The organism is Enterobacter sp. ENT03, from assembly GCF_019218745.1.
Classification (GTDB): Bacteria; Pseudomonadota; Gammaproteobacteria; order Enterobacterales; family Enterobacteriaceae; genus Enterobacter_D.
Genome location: NZ_JAHUXA010000001.1, coordinates 764,980 through 784,290, shown reverse-complemented (window position 1 = coordinate 784,290; position 19,311 = coordinate 764,980). Strand labels below are relative to the sequence as shown.

15 protein-coding genes are annotated in these 19,311 nt (G+C 56.4%); 14 read left to right on the top strand and 1 reads right to left on the bottom strand.

Annotated features, from left to right (window positions below):
- The first annotated feature begins 158 nt into the window (after positions 1–158).
- The 8 genes from sdhC to sucD all read left to right on the top strand — a co-directional run bounded on the left by sdhC (position 159) and on the right by sucD (position 9,990).
- Positions 159–563 (top strand): succinate dehydrogenase cytochrome b556 subunit, encoded by a 405-nt coding sequence (gene sdhC, locus KW828_RS03720; RefSeq protein WP_218335025.1) that lies wholly within the window; start codon positions 159–161, stop codon positions 561–563.
- Positions 557–904, top strand: coding sequence for a succinate dehydrogenase membrane anchor subunit (sdhD, locus tag KW828_RS03715; protein ID WP_088219951.1), 348 nt, complete (start codon positions 557–559; stop codon positions 902–904). The genes sdhC and sdhD overlap by 7 nt, the downstream gene beginning before the upstream one ends.
- On the top strand, positions 904–2,670 hold the full coding sequence (sdhA, locus tag KW828_RS03710) for a succinate dehydrogenase flavoprotein subunit (protein ID WP_218335024.1): 1,767 nt from the start codon (positions 904–906) through the stop codon (positions 2,668–2,670). The genes sdhD and sdhA overlap by 1 nt, the downstream gene beginning before the upstream one ends.
- A 16-nt stretch (positions 2,671–2,686) precedes the next feature.
- Positions 2,687–3,403, top strand: a complete 717-nt coding sequence (locus KW828_RS03705; protein WP_218335023.1) for a succinate dehydrogenase iron-sulfur subunit — start codon at positions 2,687–2,689, stop codon at positions 3,401–3,403.
- A gap of 380 nt (positions 3,404–3,783) precedes the next feature.
- Positions 3,784–6,591 (top strand): 2-oxoglutarate dehydrogenase E1 component, encoded by a 2,808-nt coding sequence (gene sucA / locus KW828_RS03700; protein ID WP_218335022.1) that lies wholly within the window; start codon positions 3,784–3,786, stop codon positions 6,589–6,591.
- 14 nt (positions 6,592–6,605) lie between these two features.
- Complete coding sequence (odhB, locus tag KW828_RS03695; RefSeq protein ID WP_218335021.1) at positions 6,606–7,844, top strand: 2-oxoglutarate dehydrogenase complex dihydrolipoyllysine-residue succinyltransferase; 1,239 nt, start codon at positions 6,606–6,608, stop codon at positions 7,842–7,844.
- Between the two features lie 113 nt (positions 7,845–7,957).
- A complete protein-coding gene (gene sucC, locus KW828_RS03690; RefSeq protein WP_088219946.1) occupies positions 7,958–9,124 on the top strand; it encodes an ADP-forming succinate--CoA ligase subunit beta in 1,167 nt (388 codons plus the stop codon).
- Complete coding sequence (gene sucD / locus KW828_RS03685) at positions 9,124–9,990, top strand: succinate--CoA ligase subunit alpha (RefSeq protein WP_072567843.1); 867 nt, start codon at positions 9,124–9,126, stop codon at positions 9,988–9,990. Before sucC ends, sucD begins: the two co-directional genes overlap by 1 nt.
- 60 nt (positions 9,991–10,050) lie before the next feature.
- Here sucD and KW828_RS03680 read toward each other — a convergent pair whose 3' ends face one another.
- Positions 10,051–10,767: a GntR family transcriptional regulator gene (locus KW828_RS03680; protein WP_218335020.1), complete on the bottom strand. Its 717-nt coding sequence runs from the start codon at positions 10,765–10,767 to the stop codon at positions 10,051–10,053.
- A 189-nt stretch (positions 10,768–10,956) separates the two neighbouring features.
- Here KW828_RS03680 and mngA point away from each other — a divergent pair, with 189 nt between their 5' ends.
- The 6 genes from mngA to ybgE all read left to right on the top strand — a co-directional run bounded on the left by mngA (position 10,957) and on the right by ybgE (position 19,221).
- Positions 10,957–12,849 (top strand): PTS 2-O-a-mannosyl-D-glycerate transporter subunit IIABC, encoded by a 1,893-nt coding sequence (mngA, locus tag KW828_RS03675; RefSeq protein WP_218335019.1) that lies wholly within the window; start codon positions 10,957–10,959, stop codon positions 12,847–12,849.
- Positions 12,850–12,861: 12 nt separating this feature from the next.
- Positions 12,862–15,486, top strand: a complete 2,625-nt coding sequence (gene mngB, locus KW828_RS03670; RefSeq protein WP_218335018.1) for a mannosylglycerate hydrolase — start codon at positions 12,862–12,864, stop codon at positions 15,484–15,486.
- A 590-nt stretch (positions 15,487–16,076) separates the two neighbouring features.
- Positions 16,077–17,645, top strand: a complete 1,569-nt coding sequence (cydA, locus tag KW828_RS03665) for a cytochrome ubiquinol oxidase subunit I (protein ID WP_129362497.1) — start codon at positions 16,077–16,079, stop codon at positions 17,643–17,645.
- A 15-nt stretch (positions 17,646–17,660) separates the two neighbouring features.
- A complete protein-coding gene (gene cydB, locus KW828_RS03660) occupies positions 17,661–18,800 on the top strand; it encodes a cytochrome d ubiquinol oxidase subunit II (RefSeq protein WP_218335017.1) in 1,140 nt (379 codons plus the stop codon).
- A gap of 14 nt (positions 18,801–18,814) precedes the next feature.
- A complete protein-coding gene (gene cydX, locus KW828_RS03655) occupies positions 18,815–18,928 on the top strand; it encodes a cytochrome bd-I oxidase subunit CydX (RefSeq protein WP_055725978.1) in 114 nt (37 codons plus the stop codon).
- Entirely contained in the window at positions 18,928–19,221 is a 294-nt protein-coding gene (ybgE, locus tag KW828_RS03650; protein WP_218335016.1) for a cyd operon protein YbgE, read from the top strand. Before cydX ends, ybgE begins: the two co-directional genes overlap by 1 nt.
- Positions 19,222–19,311 lie beyond the last annotated feature (90 nt).

Genomic DNA, 19,311 nt, shown 5'->3' with positions numbered 1-19,311 from the left:
GCCGCCAGGTCTCCGGAGTTCTCTGCCGCCCCGAGCCACCCAGCGTTGTAACGTGTCGTTTAGCATCTGGAAGCAATGTGATTTGCATAACGTGCGGTTATTGAAAGGACGCTGTCTGACCCGCCTGCAGACCGGAGGAAAGGAACTAGAAGAACAGCATGTGGGCGTTATTCATGATAAAAAATGTCAAAAAACAAAGACCTGTCAATCTGGATCTGACAACGATCCGGTTTCCTGTTACGGCTATAGCGTCCATTCTGCACCGTGTTTCTGGCGTCATCACTTTTGTGGCGGTCGGGATCCTGCTGTGGTTACTGGGCCTGTCGCTCTCCTCTCAAGAAGGTTTCCAGTCAGCCGCTGACATCATGGATGGCTTCTTCGCGAAATTCATCATGTGGGGCATTCTCACTGCGCTTGCGTATCACGCGGTCGGTGGTATTCGTCATGCCTTGATGGATGTGGGCTATCTTGAAGAGACCTTCGAAGCCGGGAAACGTTCTGCCTGGGTCGCTATTGGTATTACTGTCGTGCTTTCAATTCTCGCAGGAGTCCTCGTATGGTAAGCAACGCCTCCGCATTCGGACGCAACGGCGTACATGACTTCATTCTGGTTCGTGCTACTGCCCTCGTTCTGACGCTTTACATCATCTATATGGTCGGTTTTTTTGCCATCTCCGGCGAGATCACCTGGGAAGTCTGGACGGGTTTCTTCTCCTCCGCCTTTACCAAAGTCTTCACCCTGCTGGCGCTGTTCTCGACGTTAGTGCATGCCTGGATTGGCATGTGGCAGGTGTTGACAGACTACGTTAAATCAACGGGCCTGCGTCTTGGCCTGCAACTCGCCATTGTCGTGGCGCTGCTGGTTTACGTTATTTATGGATTTGTTGTGGTGTGGGGTGTGTGATGAATTTACCAGTCAGAGAGTTTGATGCAGTCGTCATCGGAGCCGGTGGCGCAGGTATGCGCGCGGCGCTACAAATTTCCCAGAGCGGCCAGACCTGTGCGCTGCTCTCCAAAGTATTCCCGACCCGTTCCCACACCGTATCTGCGCAGGGCGGTATTACCGTTGCGCTGGGTAACACCCATGAAGATAACTGGGAATGGCACATGTACGACACGGTGAAAGGTTCCGACTATATCGGTGACCAGGACGCCATTGAATATATGTGTAAAACCGGCCCGGAAGCGATTCTGGAGCTGGAACATATGGGTCTGCCGTTCTCCCGTCTGGAAGATGGCTCTATCTATCAACGTCCGTTTGGCGGCCAGTCGAAGAACTTCGGCGGCGAGCAGGCGGCACGTACCGCCGCAGCGGCTGACCGTACCGGTCACGCGCTGTTGCATACGCTTTATCAGCAGAACCTGAAAAACCACACCACCATTTTTTCCGAGTGGTATGCCCTTGATCTGGTGAAAAACCAGGACGGTGCCGTGGTGGGTTGTACGGCGCTGTGTATTGAAACCGGTGAAGTCGTTTACTTCAAAGCCCGCGCGACCGTGCTGGCGACCGGCGGTGCAGGCCGTATTTACCAGTCCACCACCAACGCCCACATCAATACCGGCGACGGTGTTGGCATGGCGCTGCGTGCCGGTGTACCGGTGCAGGATATGGAAATGTGGCAGTTCCACCCGACCGGTATCGCCGGCGCGGGTGTGCTGGTCACCGAAGGCTGCCGTGGTGAAGGCGGTTATCTGTTGAACAAACACGGCGAGCGCTTCATGGAGCGTTATGCGCCGAACGCCAAAGACCTGGCGGGTCGTGACGTGGTGGCGCGTTCCATCATGATCGAAATCCGCGAAGGTCGCGGCTGCGACGGTCCGTGGGGTCCGCACGCGAAACTGAAGCTCGACCATCTGGGTAAAGACGTTCTGGAATCCCGTCTGCCGGGCATTCTGGAACTTTCCCGTACCTTTGCTCACGTCGATCCGGTGAAAGAGCCGATCCCGGTGATCCCGACCTGCCACTACATGATGGGCGGTATTCCGACCAAAGTGACCGGCCAGGCGCTGACCGTTAACGCCCAGGGCGAAGACGTGGTGATCCCGGGTCTGTTCGCGGTAGGTGAAATCGCCTGCGTATCGGTACACGGCGCTAACCGCTTGGGCGGCAACTCGCTGCTGGATCTGGTGGTGTTTGGTCGCGCGGCGGGTCTGCACTTACAGGAATCTATCGTCGAGCAGGGTGCCCTGCGCGATGCCAGCGAATCCGACATTGACGCTTCTCTGACGCGCGTCAATCGCTGGAACAACACCCGTAGCGGTGAAGATCCGGTGTCCATCCGTAAAGCGCTTCAGGAATGTATGCAGCATAACTTCTCGGTCTTCCGCGAAGGGGATGCGATGGCGAAAGGGCTGGAGCAGCTAAAAGAGATCCGCGAGCGTCTGAAAAATGCCCGTCTGGACGATACCTCCAGCGACTTCAACACCCAGCGTGTTGAGTGCCTTGAACTGGATAACCTGATGGAAACGGCGTTTGCCACGGCGGTTTCGGCGAACTTCCGTACCGAAAGCCGCGGGGCGCATAGCCGCTTTGACTTCCCGGATCGTGACGACGAAAACTGGCTGTGCCACTCCCTGTATCTGCCTGAATCGGAATCCATGACGCGTCGAGCCGTCAATATGGAACCGAAACTGCGTCCGGCATTCCCGCCGAAGATTCGTACTTACTAATGCGGAGTCAGGAAAAATGAAACTCGAATTTTCGATTTATCGTTATAACCCGGATGTCGACGACGCGCCGCATATGCAGGATTACACCCTGGAAGGCGAAGAAGGCCGCGACATGATGCTGCTCGATGCGCTGATGCAGCTGAAAGAAAAAGATCCGACGCTGGCGTTTCGTCGTTCATGCCGTGAAGGCGTGTGCGGCTCCGACGGTCTGAACATGAACGGCAAGAATGGCCTCGCCTGCATCACGCCGATTTCGGCGCTGGGTAACGGCAGCAAAAAAATCGTCATCCGCCCGCTGCCAGGTTTACCGGTGGTTCGCGATCTGGTGGTGGACATGGGGCAATTCTATGCTCAATATGAGAAGATTAAGCCTTACTTGTTGAATAATGGACAAAATCCGCCAGCTCGCGAGCATCTTCAGTCGCCAGAGCAGCGTGAAAAACTGGACGGGCTGTACGAGTGTATTCTCTGTGCATGCTGCTCCACATCCTGTCCGTCATTCTGGTGGAACCCGGACAAGTTCATCGGCCCGGCGGGTCTGCTGGCGGCGTATCGCTTCCTGATCGACAGCCGCGATACCCAAACCGACCAGCGCCTCGACGGGCTGAGCGATGCTTTCAGCGTATTCCGCTGCCATAGCATTATGAACTGCGTCAGTGTGTGTCCGAAGGGGCTGAACCCGACGCGCGCCATCGGCCATATTAAGTCGATGCTGCTGCAACGTAGTGCGTAAGTAAGATTGCCGGATGGCGCTGCGCTTATCCGGCCTACCTTTACGTAGGCCCGGTAAACGCAGTGCCAGTGGGCAAAACAGAGTGAAATGCAGGAAACCTCTAAAAACTGCCACATACAGAAATAATCGAGATGTTCTGGGCGAGACAAGGCGCAACCAGAACGAATCACCGGGAGCATAGCGAACTATGTGACCGGCGTGAGTGAAGGTTGCAACGCAGTCGCAGCCAGAACAGCGAAGATTATTAGACAGTTTTTAAAGGTTCCTTCGCGGGCCAACTCAGTGAAAAGAGCTCGCAAGTGAACCCTGGTACGTGCCCCTCACGGTGTACGGTGTAGTTATCCACGGCGAATAAGCATACCAATGCTTAAGGGATCACGATGCAGAACGGCGCAATGAAAGCCTGGCTGGACTCTTCTTACCTCTCTGGCTCCAACCAGAGCTGGATAGAACAGCTCTATGAAGACTTCTTAACCGATCCTGATTCGGTAGATGAAAACTGGCGCTCCATGTTCCAGCAGCTACCGGTGACCGGTATCAAACCGGATCAATTCCATTCCAAAACACGTGATTATTTCCGTCGTCTCGCGAAGGATGCCTCACGTTATACCTCTTCAGTTTCTGACCCTGACACCAACGTGAAGCAGGTTAAAGTCCTGCAATTGATCAACGCCTACCGCTTCCGCGGGCACCAGCATGCGAATCTCGATCCGCTGGGACTGTGGAAACAAGAGCGCGTGGCCGATCTCTCTCTTGATTATCACGACCTGACCGACGCTGATCTGGAAGAAAGTTTCAATGTGGGATCCTTTGCCTTCGGCAAAGACACCATGAAACTCGGCGAGCTGTTAGAGGCGCTGAAACAGACCTATTGCGGTTCGGTGGGTGCGGAATACATGCACATCACCAGCACCGAAGAGAAACGCTGGATCCAGCAGCGTATCGAATCGGCGGCAGGTCATGGCATCTTTACCGCCGAAGAGAAAAAACGCTTCCTCAGCGAACTGACCGCAGCAGAAGGGATGGAGCGCTATCTGGGGGCGAAATTCCCCGGTGCGAAACGCTTCTCGCTGGAAGGCGGCGACGCGCTGGTGCCGATGCTCAAAGAGATGATCCGTCATGCCGGTAAGAGCGGCACGCGCGAAGTGGTGCTGGGTATGGCGCACCGCGGACGCCTGAACGTGCTGATCAACGTGCTGGGTAAAAAATCCCAGGATCTGTTCGACGAATTCGCCGGTAAACATAAAGAACATCTGGGTACGGGCGATGTGAAATATCACATGGGCTTCTCCTCGGACATCGAAACCGAAGGCGGCCTGGTGCACCTGGCGCTGGCGTTTAACCCGTCACACCTGGAGATCGTCAGCCCGGTAGTCATGGGTTCTGTACGCGCCCGTCTGGATCGTCTGGACGAGCCTTCCAGCAATAAAGTGCTGCCGATCACCATTCATGGCGATGCGGCGGTTACCGGGCAGGGCGTCGTTCAGGAAACCCTGAACATGTCGAAAGCGCGGGGTTATGAAGTTGGCGGTACTGTACGTATCGTGATTAACAACCAGGTGGGCTTCACCACCTCTAACCCGCTGGATGCCCGTTCCACCCCGTACTGTACTGACATCGGCAAAATGGTACAGGCACCGATTTTCCACGTTAACGCCGACGATCCGGAAGCTGTTGCCTTCGTGACCCGCGTGGCGCTGGAATTCCGTAACACCTTTAAGCGCGACGTGTTTATCGACCTGGTGTGCTACCGCCGTCACGGCCATAACGAAGCCGACGAGCCGAGCGCAACCCAGCCGCTGATGTACCAGAAAATCAAAAAACACCCGACGCCGCGTAAAATTTACGCCGACAAGCTGGAGCAGGAGAAGGTCGTTACGCTGGAAGATGCCACCGAAATGGTCAATCTCTACCGTGACATGCTCGATGCGGGTGAGTGCGTAGTTAAAGAATACCGTCCGATGAACATGCATTCGTTCACCTGGTCGCCGTATCTCAACCATGACTGGGACGAAAGCTACCCGAACAAGGTGGAGATGAAGCGTCTGCAGGAGCTGGCGAAGCGTATCAGCACGGTGCCGGATGCCATCGAAATGCAGTCCCGCGTGGCGAAGATTTATGGCGATCGTCTGGCAATGGCTGCCGGTGAGAAGCTCTTTGACTGGGGCGGCGCGGAAAACCTCGCTTATGCGACGCTGGTTGATGAAGGCATTTCTGTTCGTCTGTCCGGTGAAGATGCCGGTCGCGGCACCTTCTTCCACCGTCATGCGGTGATCCACAACCAGACCAACGGCTCCACCTGGACGCCGCTGCACCACGTGCATAATTCACAGGGTACTTTCCGTGTCTGGGACTCCGTGCTGTCTGAAGAAGCGGTGCTGGCGTTCGAATACGGTTATGCCACGGCGGAACCGCGCACGCTGACCATCTGGGAAGCGCAGTTCGGCGACTTCGCTAACGGTGCGCAAGTGGTTATCGACCAGTTCATCAGCTCCGGCGAGCAGAAATGGGGCCGTATGTGCGGTCTGGTGATGCTGCTGCCGCACGGCTATGAAGGTCAAGGCCCGGAACACTCCTCAGCACGTCTGGAGCGTTATCTGCAACTGTGTGCGGAACAAAACATGCAGGTGTGCGTACCGTCCACGCCTGCACAGGTGTACCACATGATCCGCCGTCAGGCGCTGCGTGGTATGCGCCGTCCGCTGGTGGTGATGTCACCGAAATCGCTGCTGCGTCATCCGCTGGCGGTGTCCAGCCTTGACGAACTGGCGAACGGAACCTTCCTCCCCGCCATTGGTGAGATCGATGATATTGATCCGCAGGGCGTGAAGCGGGTAGTGCTTTGTTCTGGTAAGGTTTATTACGACCTGCTTGAACAACGTCGTAAGAACGACCAGAAAAACGTGGCCATCATCCGTATCGAACAGTTGTATCCGTTCCCGCACCAGGCGGTGCAGGAAACATTAAAATCTTATGCCCACGTGCATGATTTTGTCTGGTGCCAGGAAGAGCCGCTGAACCAGGGCGCATGGTACTGCAGCCAGCATCATTTCCGTGAAGTGATTCCGTTTGGGTCCGGTCTGCGTTATGCAGGTCGTCCGGCCTCCGCCTCGCCGGCGGTAGGGTATATGTCCGTTCACCAGAAACAGCAGCAAGATCTGGTCAATGACGCGCTGAACGTCGATTAATTAAAGGATAAATAATGAGTAGCGTAGATATTCTTGTTCCCGACCTGCCTGAGTCCGTTGCTGACGCGACTGTTGCGACCTGGCACAAAAAACCAGGCGATGCGGTTACCCGTGATGAAGTGCTGGTAGAAATCGAAACTGACAAAGTGGTACTGGAAGTACCGGCATCAGCGGACGGCATCCTCGATGCTGTGCTCGAAGAAGAAGGGACGACAGTCACGTCCCGCCAGATCCTGGGCCGTCTGCGTGAAGGCAACAGCGCTGGCAAAGAGAGCAGCGCGAAGTCTGACAGCAACGAGTCTACACCGGCTCAGCGCCAGCAGGCTTCCCTGGAAGAACAGAATAACGAGGCCTTAAGCCCGGCGATCCGTCGCCTGCTGGCCGAGCATGGCCTTGACGCGGGTGCAATCAAAGGCACTGGTGTTGGCGGTCGTCTGACCCGTGAAGATGTGGAAAAACATCTGGCGAAAGCGCCTGCGGCGAAAGAAGAAAAAGCACCGGCGGCTCAGGCTCCGGCCAGCGCGCCATCCCAGCCTGCTCCGGCACTGGGCAACCGCTCAGAAAAACGTGTGCCGATGACCCGTCTGCGTAAGCGCGTGGCCGAGCGTCTGCTGGAAGCGAAAAACTCTACCGCCATGCTGACCACGTTCAACGAAGTCAACATGAAGCCGATTATGGATCTGCGTAAGCAGTACGGTGACGCCTTCGAAAAACGTCACGGCATCCGTCTGGGCTTTATGTCTTTCTACGTGAAAGCGGTGGTGGAAGCCCTGAAACGCTTCCCGGAAGTGAATGCCTCTATCGACGGCGATGATGTGGTGTACCACAACTATTTCGACGTCAGCATGGCGGTATCCACGCCGCGTGGTCTGGTAACGCCAGTGCTGCGTGACGTTGACGCGCTGGGCATGGCCGACATCGAAAAACGCATCAAAGAACTGGCGGTGAAAGGTCGTGACGGCAAACTGACCGTTGAGGATCTGACTGGCGGTAACTTCACCATCACCAACGGTGGTGTGTTCGGTTCGCTGATGTCCACGCCGATCATCAACCCGCCGCAGAGCGCCATTCTGGGTATGCACGCCATTAAAGATCGCCCGATGGCGGTGGATGGCAAGGTGGAAATCCTGCCGATGATGTATCTGGCGCTGTCCTACGATCACCGCCTGATCGATGGCCGTGAATCGGTGAGCTTCCTGGTGGCCATTAAAGAGCTGCTGGAAGATCCGACACGTCTGCTGCTGGACGTGTAGTAATTAGCATATTACCTGCCCTGTAGGCCGGATAAGGCGGTTACGCCGCCCTCTGGCGCGTCTTATCAGGCCTACGGGTACAAAAACGATTACCTGAAAAGTGGATAGAACTGATGAACTTACATGAATACCAGGCAAAACAGCTATTTGCCCGCTATGGCTTACCCGCACCGGTAGGCTATGCCTGCAATACCCCGCGTGAAGCCGAAGAAGCCGCATCTAAAATCGGTGCCGGTCCGTGGGTGGTAAAATGTCAGGTTCACGCTGGTGGCCGCGGTAAAGCGGGCGGTGTGAAAGTGGTGAAAAGTAAAGAAGAGATCCGCGCGTTTGCTGAGCACTGGCTGGGCAAGCGTCTGGTGACCTATCAGACAGATGCCCACGGTCAGCCGGTTAACCAGATCCTGGTGGAAGCCGCAACCGACATCGACAAAGAACTGTATCTCGGCGCGGTAGTGGATCGCAGCTCCCGTCGCGTGGTGTTCATGGCGTCCACCGAAGGTGGCGTGGAAATTGAAAAAGTGGCGGAAGAAACCCCGCACCTGATCCACAAAGTGGCACTGGATCCGCTGGCCGGCCCGATGCCGTATCAGGGACGCGAACTGGCGTTCAAACTGGGTCTGGAAGGTAAACAGGTTCAGCAGTTCACCAAGATTTTCATGGGTCTGGCGAATATCTTCCTTGAGCGCGATCTGGCGCTGATCGAAATCAACCCGCTGGTGATCACCACTCAGGGCGATCTGATTTGCCTCGACGGTAAACTGGGCGCCGACGGTAATGCCCTGTTCCGCCAGCCGGATCTGCGCGAAATGCGTGACCACTCTCAGGAAGACGCCCGTGAATCTCAGGCGGCACAGTGGGAGCTGAACTATGTGGCGCTTGATGGCAACATCGGCTGCATGGTGAACGGTGCGGGTCTGGCAATGGGCACCATGGACATCGTTAAGCTGCACGGCGGCGAACCGGCTAACTTCCTCGACGTAGGCGGCGGCGCGACCAAAGAGCGCGTAACCGAAGCGTTTAAAATCATCCTCTCTGACGACAAAGTGAAAGCCGTTCTGGTAAACATTTTCGGCGGTATCGTGCGTTGCGACCTGATCGCTGACGGCATCATCGGTGCGGTTGAAGAAGTGGGTGTGAACGTGCCGGTCGTGGTTCGTCTGGAAGGTAACAACGCCGAACTGGGCGCGAAAAAACTGGCTGACAGCGGCCTCAATATTATTGCAGCGAAAAGTCTGACGGATGCAGCACAGCAGGTTGTTGCCGCAGTGGAGGGGAAATAATGTCCATTCTGATCGATAAAAATACCAAAGTGATCTGCCAGGGTTTCACCGGCAGTCAGGGCACGTTCCACTCTGAGCAGGCGATTGCATACGGTACGCAGATGGTTGGCGGCGTGACGCCAGGCAAAGGCGGCACCACGCACCTCGGCCTGCCGGTGTTTAACACCGTGCGCGAAGCGGTAGAAGCCACCGGCGCAACCGCGACCGTGATCTACGTTCCGGCACCGTTCTGCAAAGACTCCATTCTGGAAGCCATCGATGCAGGCATTAAGCTGATTATCACCATTACCGAAGGCATCCCGACGCTGGATATGCTGACTGTGAAAGTGAAGCTCGACGAAGCAGGCGTGCGCATGATCGGCCCGAACTGTCCGGGTGTGATCACCCCAGGCGAATGCAAAATCGGCATCATGCCGGGCCACATTCACCAGCCGGGTAAAGTGGGTATTGTGTCCCGCTCCGGTACGCTGACCTATGAAGCGGTTAAGCAGACCACCGACTACGGCTTCGGCCAGTCCACTTGTGTGGGCATCGGCGGCGACCCGATCCCTGGCTCTAACTTCATCGACATCCTGAAGCTGTTCCAGGAAGATCCGCAGACCGAAGCGATCGTGATGATCGGTGAAATCGGCGGCAGCGCAGAAGAAGAAGCAGCGGCGTACATCAAAGATCACGTCACCAAACCGGTGGTCGGCTACATCGCTGGTGTTACCGCGCCGAAAGGCAAGCGTATGGGCCACGCTGGCGCGATCATCGCGGGCGGCAAAGGCACGGCGGATGAGAAATTCGCCGCGCTGGAAGCCGCAGGTGTGAAAACCGTACGCAGCCTGGCTGACATCGGCGAAGCACTGAAAAGCATCATCTGATTTAAAGCAGTAAGACAATAATAACGTTCGACATGGTTGGCCATCGCAAGATGGCCTTTTTTATTGCCGCCGTTTTGCCACCAGCGTGAACTTATAGTCGTCGCTCTTGAACAGGTTGCGGCTGTATTCGAATACTTCCCCGCCTTTCAGAAAACCGCGTGAGATCTTCTCAAGGATCGGTCGGGCCGGATCGATACCCAGCGCGGCAATCGCCTCGTCGTCGGGCATCACCGGCACGATCTCCTGCTCGCTGCGATCGATAACCCGCTTCTTCACCTGCTCAATAAAATAGTATTTGGAGTTTTCCATCACTTCCCAGGTGAGATCGGGAAACAGCGCGAGGGGCATCCAGGTCTCTTCCAGCGTCACCGGCTTTTGCTTGATAAAACGCACCCGCTTCACATGCCAGGCTTTGTCTCCGGGGGCGATCTGCAACAGCGCCGCCAGCGCCTCGTCCGTTTTGATCACCTCGAACACCTGCACTTCGCTGTGCGTATCAGCATGACGATCGCCGAGCTTTTCCGAAAAGCTGGTCAGCTGATAGATGTCGTAATTCACGCGCTCTTCTTTCACATAGGAGCCGCTGCCCTGAATGCTTTCGATGATCGCCTGCTCGGTGAGCTGTTTCAGCGCCTGGCGCACCGTGACCCGGCTGACGTCAAACTGCGCCTGTAACGCCGACTCGGTAGGCAGCGCATCCCCCGGTTTCAGTTCGCCGCTGTCAATCTGCGCGCGGATCGCCCCGGCGATCTGGCGGTACATCGGTTGTCTGCTCATGGATCCCTCGTGTTGTACCAGACAAGTAGTGACGATTATGCCCGTCGCCGCGGTGATGTAAACAATACAAATACAATACAAATACTCGGTTAAATGAAATTGATCGCAAAATTGTATGGTTTGATCGCGCAAAATGCCTGTGGCACGAGCCGTCATGGTGGCGGCTTACCAGGACTCAGTGAGGACGAGATGAACCTGACGGCATTAACCCACCCGGACGCCTGCCTGATCCAGACGCAGTTCACCTGCCGGGACGACGCTATTCACGCGCTGGCTGCGCGGCTGCACCGGCTGGGCAAACTGCGCAATGTGGATGATTTTGTGAACGAAGTGCTGCACCGCGAAGCCGAAGGCCCGACGGCGCTTGGCGAAGGGCTGGCAGTGCCGCACGGGAAAACCGAGGCGGTGACAGAGGCGGCCTTTGCCGTCGCCACGCTGCGGGAACCGCTGCTGTGGGAGGGGATCGATGGCCCGGAACCGGTGACGCTGATTTTTCTGCTCGCCATTCCCTGCGCCGAAGCGGGCACCACGCACATGCAGCTACTGACCCAACTGACGACGCTGCTGGCGGATGACGCCCTGTGCGAACAGATGCAGCGGGCAACCAGCGCCGCCGACCTGCTGGCGCTGCTCGGCGAGGCGCCCGGCGGGAAAACGCCGTTAAGCGCACCCGATGCGCCGACGGTGGTCTGCGTGACCGCCTGTCCGGCGGGCATTGCCCACACCTATATGGCGGCGGAGTATCTGGAAAACGCCGGGCGCAGACGGGGGATTCAGGTGTATGTCGAAAAGCAGGGGGCCAACGGCATTGAAGGGCGCATAACCCCTGAGCAACTGCGAGCCGCGCGCGCCTGCATCCTGGCAGCTGACGTGGCGGTAAAAGACGCGCAACGTTTTGAGGGGATCCCGACGCTGACGGTGTCGGTCGCGGAACCCATAAAACAGGCCGATGCACTGCTCTCCAGGGCGCTGGCGCTGCCCTCTGACAGCCAACCGCAAGCGGCACCAATGAGCGTTAAAAGCGAGCTGAAGCAGGCGCTGCTGAGCGGTATTTCGTATGCCGTGCCGCTCATCGTCGCCGGGGGTACCGTGCTGGCGGTAGCGGTACTGCTGGCACAGATTTTCGGTCTGCAACACCTGTTCGATCTGGAGAACTCCTGGCTGTGGCTGTACCGCAAACTGGGCGGCGGCATGCTCGGCACGCTGATGGTGCCGGTGCTGGCGGCGTACACCGCCTATTCGCTGGCAGATAAACCGGCACTGACGCCGGGTTTTGCCGCGGGACTGGCGGCCAACATGATCGGCGCAGGCTTTCTGGGCGCGGTGGTGGGCGGGCTTATCGCCGGTTATCTGATGCGCTGGGTGAAAAGCCATATCCGGCTCGGCAGCCGCTACAACGGCTTTCTGACTTTTTATCTCTATCCGGTGCTCGGCACGCTGGGCGCGGGCAGCCTGATGCTGTTTGTCGTCGGCGAGCCGGTGGCATGGCTGAACCAGGGCCTGACCGCCTGGCTGAATGGTTTGTCCGGGACCAATGCGCTACTGCTCGGTGCCATTATCGGCTTTATGTGTTCGTTTGATCTGGGCGGCCCGGTGAATAAAGCCGCCTACGCCTTCTGTCTGGGGGCGATGGCGAACGGCGTGTACGGGCCTTACGCCATTTTCGCGGCGGTGAAAATGGTCTCCGCGTTTACCGTCACCGCTTCAACTCTGCTCGCACCACGGCTGTTCCGGGAATTTGAAATCGAAACCGGTAAATCCACCTGGCTGCTGGGACTGGCGGGGATCACCGAGGGGGCGATCCCGATGGCGATTGAAGATCCGCTGCGGGTGATCGGCGCGTTTGTCCTCGGATCGCTGGTCACCGGCGCGCTGGTGGGCGCAACAGGTATCGGGTTATCGACGCCAGGTGCGGGGATCTTCTCGCTGTTTTTACTGCATGACAACGGGCTGGGAGGCGTGATTGCCGCCGCCAGCTGGTTTGCCGCAGCGCTGCTGGGAGCGGCGATCTCCACCGCGATCCTGCTGATCTGGCGCGGTCATGCGGTACGCACCGGCGCTTACCTTACCGATCGCCATTAACAGGATCCGACAATGAAAAACGTTTCGCGCGTGCACATCACGCCGCACATGCACTGGGATCGCGAATGGTACTTCACCAGCGAAGAGTCCCGCATTCTACTGGTCAATAATATGGAGGAGATCCTCACCCGGCTGGAGCAGGATGCGGATTACCCCTGCTACGTGCTCGACGGACAAACGGCGGTGCTGGAGGATTATCTCGCCGTCCAACCACAGCACGCCGCGCGCGTAAAAGCGCAGGTTCAGGCAGGGAAACTGGTTATCGGCCCCTGGTATACGCAGACCGATACCCGCATCGTGGCGGGGGAGTCGATTGTGCGCAATCTGCTGTACGGTTTGCGCGACTGCCGGGCGTTTGGCGAGCCGATGAAAATTGGCTATCTGCCGGATTCTTTCGGGATGTCGGGCCAGATGCCGCATATCTATAACGGTTTTGGCATCACCCGCGCGCTGTTCTGGCGCGGCTGCTCTGAGCGGCACGGTACCGATAAAACGGAGTTTATCTGGCAAAGCCGCGACGGCAGCGAAGTTATCGCCCAGGTGCTGCCGCTGGGCTATGCGATTGGTAAATACTTACCTGACGATGACGCGGGCCTGCGTAAGCGGCTGGAGTCTTACTTTGCGGTCCTGGAACAGGCCTCACTGACCGGAGAAATCCTCTTGCCGAACGGTCATGACCAGATGCCGATCCAGCAGAATATCCTGGCCGTGATGGGGAAAATGCGCCAGCTCTGGCCGCAGCGCGAGTTTGTGATGAGCCGCTTCGAGGACGTTTTTGATCTGATCGAAGCGCTGCGGGACAGGCTGCCGCGGCTCGCCGGGGAGTTTATCGACGGCAAATATATGCGCGTACATCGCACCATCGGTTCGACGCGCATGGACATTAAGCTCGCCCACGCGCGTATCGAAAATCGCATCGTGAATCTGCTGGAGCCGCTGTGCGCCATCGCCTGGCGACTGGGCTTTGACTATCCGCACGGCCTGCTGGAATTGATGTGGAAAACCATCCTGAAAAATCATGCCCACGACAGCATTGGCTGCTGTTGCAGCGACACGGTGCATCGCGACATTCAGGCGCGCTTCCGGCAGGCGGAGGACATGGCGGATAATCTGCTGCGCTTTACCCAGCGTAAAATCGCCGACAGCGTGCCCGGCGAGGGCGACAAACTGGTGCTGTTTAACCTGATGCCGTTTTCGCGCGAGGAGGTGATTAACACCACCCTGATCATGCGCGCCAGTCAGTTCCGCCTGCGTGACAGCGAAGGGCTTGAGGTGGCGTATTGTATTCGCGGCGTGCGGGAGGTCGATCCGGGGCTGATTGACCGGCAAATCGTCCATTACGGCAATTACGATCCCTTTATGGCGTATGACATTCAACTGATGCAGACGCTGCCCGCGATGGGCTACCGCACGCTGTTTATCGACGCGGATGTGACCGGGATGCAGATTGCGGCTTCTGCGCCTTCACGCACCGCGTTGCTCGAAAATGCCTTCTGGGAAATCCACCTGAACGATGACGGCACGCTGTGCCTGCGCGATAAAACGAGCGGGCAGGTGTATGACCGGGTACTGGCGCTGGAAGAAAGTGCCGACGACGGCGACGAATATGATTACTCCCCGGCGCGCGAAGAGTGGGTGCTCACCTCCCGACAGGGAACGCACACGGTTGAGGTGATGCATGAAGCATGGCAGAGCAGGGCGGTTATTCGCGTCACGCTGGCGGTGCCCGTTAATCTGGATGAACGGGCGGCGCGTCTCACCGGCGGCACGCTGGAGGTGGAGTTCCACGTCACGCTCAGCCATAACAGCCGCCGTATCGACATTGAGGTACAGCTGGATAATCAGGCGGATGACCATCGCGTGCGGGTGCTGATCCCAACGCCGTTCGTCACCGATCGGGTGCTGGCAGATACGCAATTCGGCACGGTATCACGCCCGGTTAACGATAGCGCCATGGCCGACTGGCAGGCGCAGGGGTGGAAAGAAGCGCCGGTGCCGGTGTGGAATATGCTCAGCTATGCTGTTTTGCAACAGGCGGAACACGGGCTGGCGCTGTTCAGCGAAGGGCTGCGGGAATTTGAAGTCATCGGGGAAGGGGAGAAGACCTTTGCCCTGACGCTGCTGCGCGGCGTGGGGTGGCTCGGCAAAAGCGATCTGCTGCTGCGGCCTGGCCGACCGTCGGGCATTGCGTTGCCGGTGCCGGATTCGCAGCTACGCGGGCGGCTGCACAGCCGTTTCAGTCTGTGGAGCTTTAGCGGCGATCCGCTTGACGCCGGGGTGGCGCAGCAGGCACGGCGCTGGCTGACGCCGGTACTGTGTTATAACAAAATCCCGTGGAATGCGATGAAGCTCAATCCTGCGCCGCAGGTGACGCCAGTGCACTACAGCCTGCTGACGCTACCGCCAACCGGTTGTCAGTTGAGCGCGCTTAAAAAAGCCGAAGATCGCGAGGCGCTGATCCTCCGGCTGTTCAATCCGTCTGACGAGACAACCTGTGCGGCGTCACTGACGTTCAGCTCGCCGGTCATACTGCGGGAAACCGCGATGGATGAGCAGTTTCTTGAGGGGGAAGGGGACCGATGGCCGCGGCTGACGGCGTGCCAGTCCGTCACGCTGGACGTGGTATTCGCTGAATAAGCTCATTCTTAAGCCAAATTATCTCAACGGCTTTAAAAACGCACTTTTATAAAATACACACAGCCCGAAAAAATATTTTCGGGCTGCAAGCGCGTGTTTTTAAAATTCTGACAATGGGTTTTATGATTTTATTATTAAATTGAGCAAAACAGGTAAAAGAGGTTATTTTTATAAACATATATTTAACATGGTTTTTACCACACGGCTCGATTATGACATGACGTTAACAAGTTGAGTTAAAATTGATTTAAATCAATATTTAAATCATGGAAAAAGATGCTAAAAAACGTTAAATTGCTCCCGATCAAACTGGTCGAAAAGTAGTAGAATGCCGATAAATTGATCTCCGTCGAAAAACGTAAAAGAGCTACAATAAAAACCTGTTTATTGTAAGGGAATTGCGGCGTAATATATTGCGAGATCAATTTAGGGTGTTTTTTAACGTATCTTTAACTTTTCTTTGAAACTGTCACTTTCATTCGAATAACAGTAACAAAGAATAGCGCGGATATTTTTGTATTGGGGCATGTGTGTAAACCCTACTGCCGGGTTTACTCTCGAAGTCTTCATGCGATGAGCAAGGAGTCATGATGTTAGATATAGTCGAACTGTCGCGCTTACAGTTTGCCTTGACCGCGATGTACCACTTCCTTTTTGTGCCACTGACGCTGGGTATGGCGTTCCTGCTGGCCATCATGGAAACCGTGTATGTCCTCTCCGGCAAACAGATTTATAAAGATATGACCAAATTCTGGGGCAAGTTGTTTGGTATCAACTTTGCGCTGGGTGTGGCAACCGGTCTGACCATGGAGTTCCAGTTCGGGACTAACTGGTCTTACTATTCCCACTATGTGGGCGATATTTTCGGTGCGCCGCTGGCCATTGAAGGTCTGATGGCCTTCTTCCTCGAATCCACCTTTGTAGGTCTGTTCTTCTTCGGTTGGGATCGTCTGGGTAAAGTTCAGCACATGGCCGTGACCTGGCTGGTGGCGCTGGGCTCTAACTTATCGGCATTGTGGATCCTTGTTGCTAACGGCTGGATGCAAAACCCTATCGCGTCGGATTTCAACTTCGAAACCATGCGTATGGAAATGGTGAGCTTCTCGGAGCTGGTGCTTAACCCGGTTGCGCAGGTGAAATTTGTTCACACCGTCGCATCAGGTTACACCTGTGGCGCCATGTTCATCCTCGGCATCAGCGCCTACTACCTGCTGCGCGGTCGCGATGTCGCTTTTGCCAAACGCTCCTTTGCGATTGCCGCGAGCTTCGGCATGGCAGCGATCCTCTCCGTTATCGTGCTGGGTGATGAATCCGGTTACGAAATGGGCGACGTGCAGAAAACCAAACTGGCCGCCATTGAAGCCGAGTGGGAAACCCAGCCGGCACCGGCCGCGTTTACTCTGTTTGGTATTCCCGATCAGGAAACCCAGGAAAACAAATACGCCATCCAGATCCCGTATGCGCTTGGCCTTATCGCCACGCGTTCGGTTGATACGCAGGTTATCGGCCTGAAAGATCTGATGGTGCAGCATGAAGAGCGTATCCGTAACGGGATGAAAGCCTACCACCTGCTGGAAGAGCTGCGTGCCGGTTCAACCGATCAGAACGTTCGTGACCAGTTCAACAGCATGAAGAAAGACCTGGGTTACGGCATGCTGCTTAAGCGCTATACCGAAAACGTCACTGATGCGACCGAAGCGCAAATTCAGCAGGCAACCAAAGACTCTATTCCGCGCGTTGCTCCGCTCTACTTTGCTTTCCGCATCATGGTTGGTAGCGGCATTCTGATGCTGTTTATCATCGGCTTCTCCTTCTGGACCGTCTGCCGCAACCGTATCGGTTCTAAACCGTGGCTGCTGCGTGCTGCCCTGTACGGCATTCCGCTGCCGTGGATTGCGATCGAAGCAGGCTGGTTTGTCGCTGAGTATGGCCGTCAGCCGTGGGCGATTGGTGAAGTGCTGCCGACAGCCGTAGCGAACTCATCGCTGACCATCGGCGATCTGCTGTTCTCGATGATCCTGATTTGCGGTCTGTACACGCTGTTTATGGTGGCGGAAGTGTTCCTGATGTTCAAATTCGCTCGCCTTGGGCCGAGCAGTCTGAAAACAGGTCGTTATCATCACGAGCAGCCTACCGTGGCTTCTCAGCCGGCACGCTAAGACAGGAGTCGTCAAATGATCGATTATGAAGTATTACGTTTTATCTGGTGGCTGCTGGTTGGCATTTTGCTGATTGGTTTTGCGGTCACCGACGGCTTCGATATGGGCGTGGGGATGTTGACCCGCGTTCTGGGTCGCAGCGACACCGAACGCCGTATCATGATTAACGCCATTGCCCCGCACTGGGATGGCAACCAGGTGTGGCTCATCACCGCTGGCGGCGCGCTGTTCGCCGCCTGGCCGATGGTCTACGCCGCTGCGTTCTCCGGCTTTTATGTGGCGATGATCCTCGTGCTGGCCTCTTTATTCTTCCGTCCGGTTGGTTTTGACTACCGCTCGAAGATCGAAGACACCCGCTGGCGTAACATGTGGGACTGGGGCATTTTCATCGGCAGCTTCGTGCCGCCGCTGGTCATCGGTGTGGCGTTCGGTAACCTGTTACAGGGCGTGCCTTTCCACATGGATGAGTACATGCGTCTGTTCTACACCGGCAACTTCTTCCAGCTGCTCAACCCGTTTGGTCTGCTGGCAGGTGTGGTGAGCGTGGCGATGATCGTTACCCAGGGGGCAACCTATCTGCAAATGCGTACCGTGGGTGAACTGCATCTGCGCGTGCGTGGCGTGGCGCAGATCGCCGCGCTGGTGACGCTGGTCTGCTTCGCGCTGGCAGGTGTGTGGGTGATGTACGGCATTGACGGTTATGTGGTGACCTCGGTTATCGATCACCATGCCGCGTCTAACCCGCTGACCAAAGAAGTGGCACGTCAGGCCGGTGCCTGGCTGGTGAACTTCAACAACACGCCGATCCTGTGGCTGGTACCGGCCTTGGGTGTGGTGCTGCCGTTGCTGACGACGCTGATGTCGCGTCTTGAGAAACCGGCGTTTGCCTTCGTCTTCTCCTCCCTGACGCTGGCGTGCATCATCCTGACGGCGGGTATCGCGATGTTCCCGTTCATTATGCCGTCCAGCACGATGATGAACGTAAGCCTGACCCTGTGGGATGCGACCTCCAGCCAGCTGACGTTGAACCTGATGACCTGGGTTGCTGCGGTGTTTGTACCGATTATCCTGCTCTACACCTCCTGGTGTTACTGGAAAATGTTCGGTCGCATCACCAAAGAAGATATTGAAAGCAACACTCACTCTCTGTACTAAGTAAGGAGCAGACAATGTGGTATTTCGCATGGATTTTAGGAACGCTTCTTGCCTGTGCATTTGGAGTCATTACTGCCCTGGCGCTTGAGCATGTCGAAGCGACGAACGCAGGTAAAGAAGAGCACTAATGAACGCAATTATCGCAAAACTCTATGCGGTAATGGACAAGGGCCCGCTTCGGGCCCTTTCCTTAGTGATGGCACTGTTGCTGGCGGGCTGTGTATTCTGGGATCCCGCACGCTTTGCCGCGAAGACCAGCGACTATGAAATCTGGCAAGGTTTCCTGATGATGTGGGCCGTTTGCAGCGGCGTGATCCACGGCGTCGGCTTTCGTCCCGCTGCGGTTCACTGGCAGGGCATATTTTGTCCGCTGATTGCAGACATCGTGCTGGCTGCTGCGCTGTTTTATTTTTTCTTCTGACTAAGAACTGTCCGTTAACGTCATGGGCTTGTAAAAGCCCATAAATTTTTACTCTCCGTTCACCTGAACCCATTCCAAAGCAACATTCCC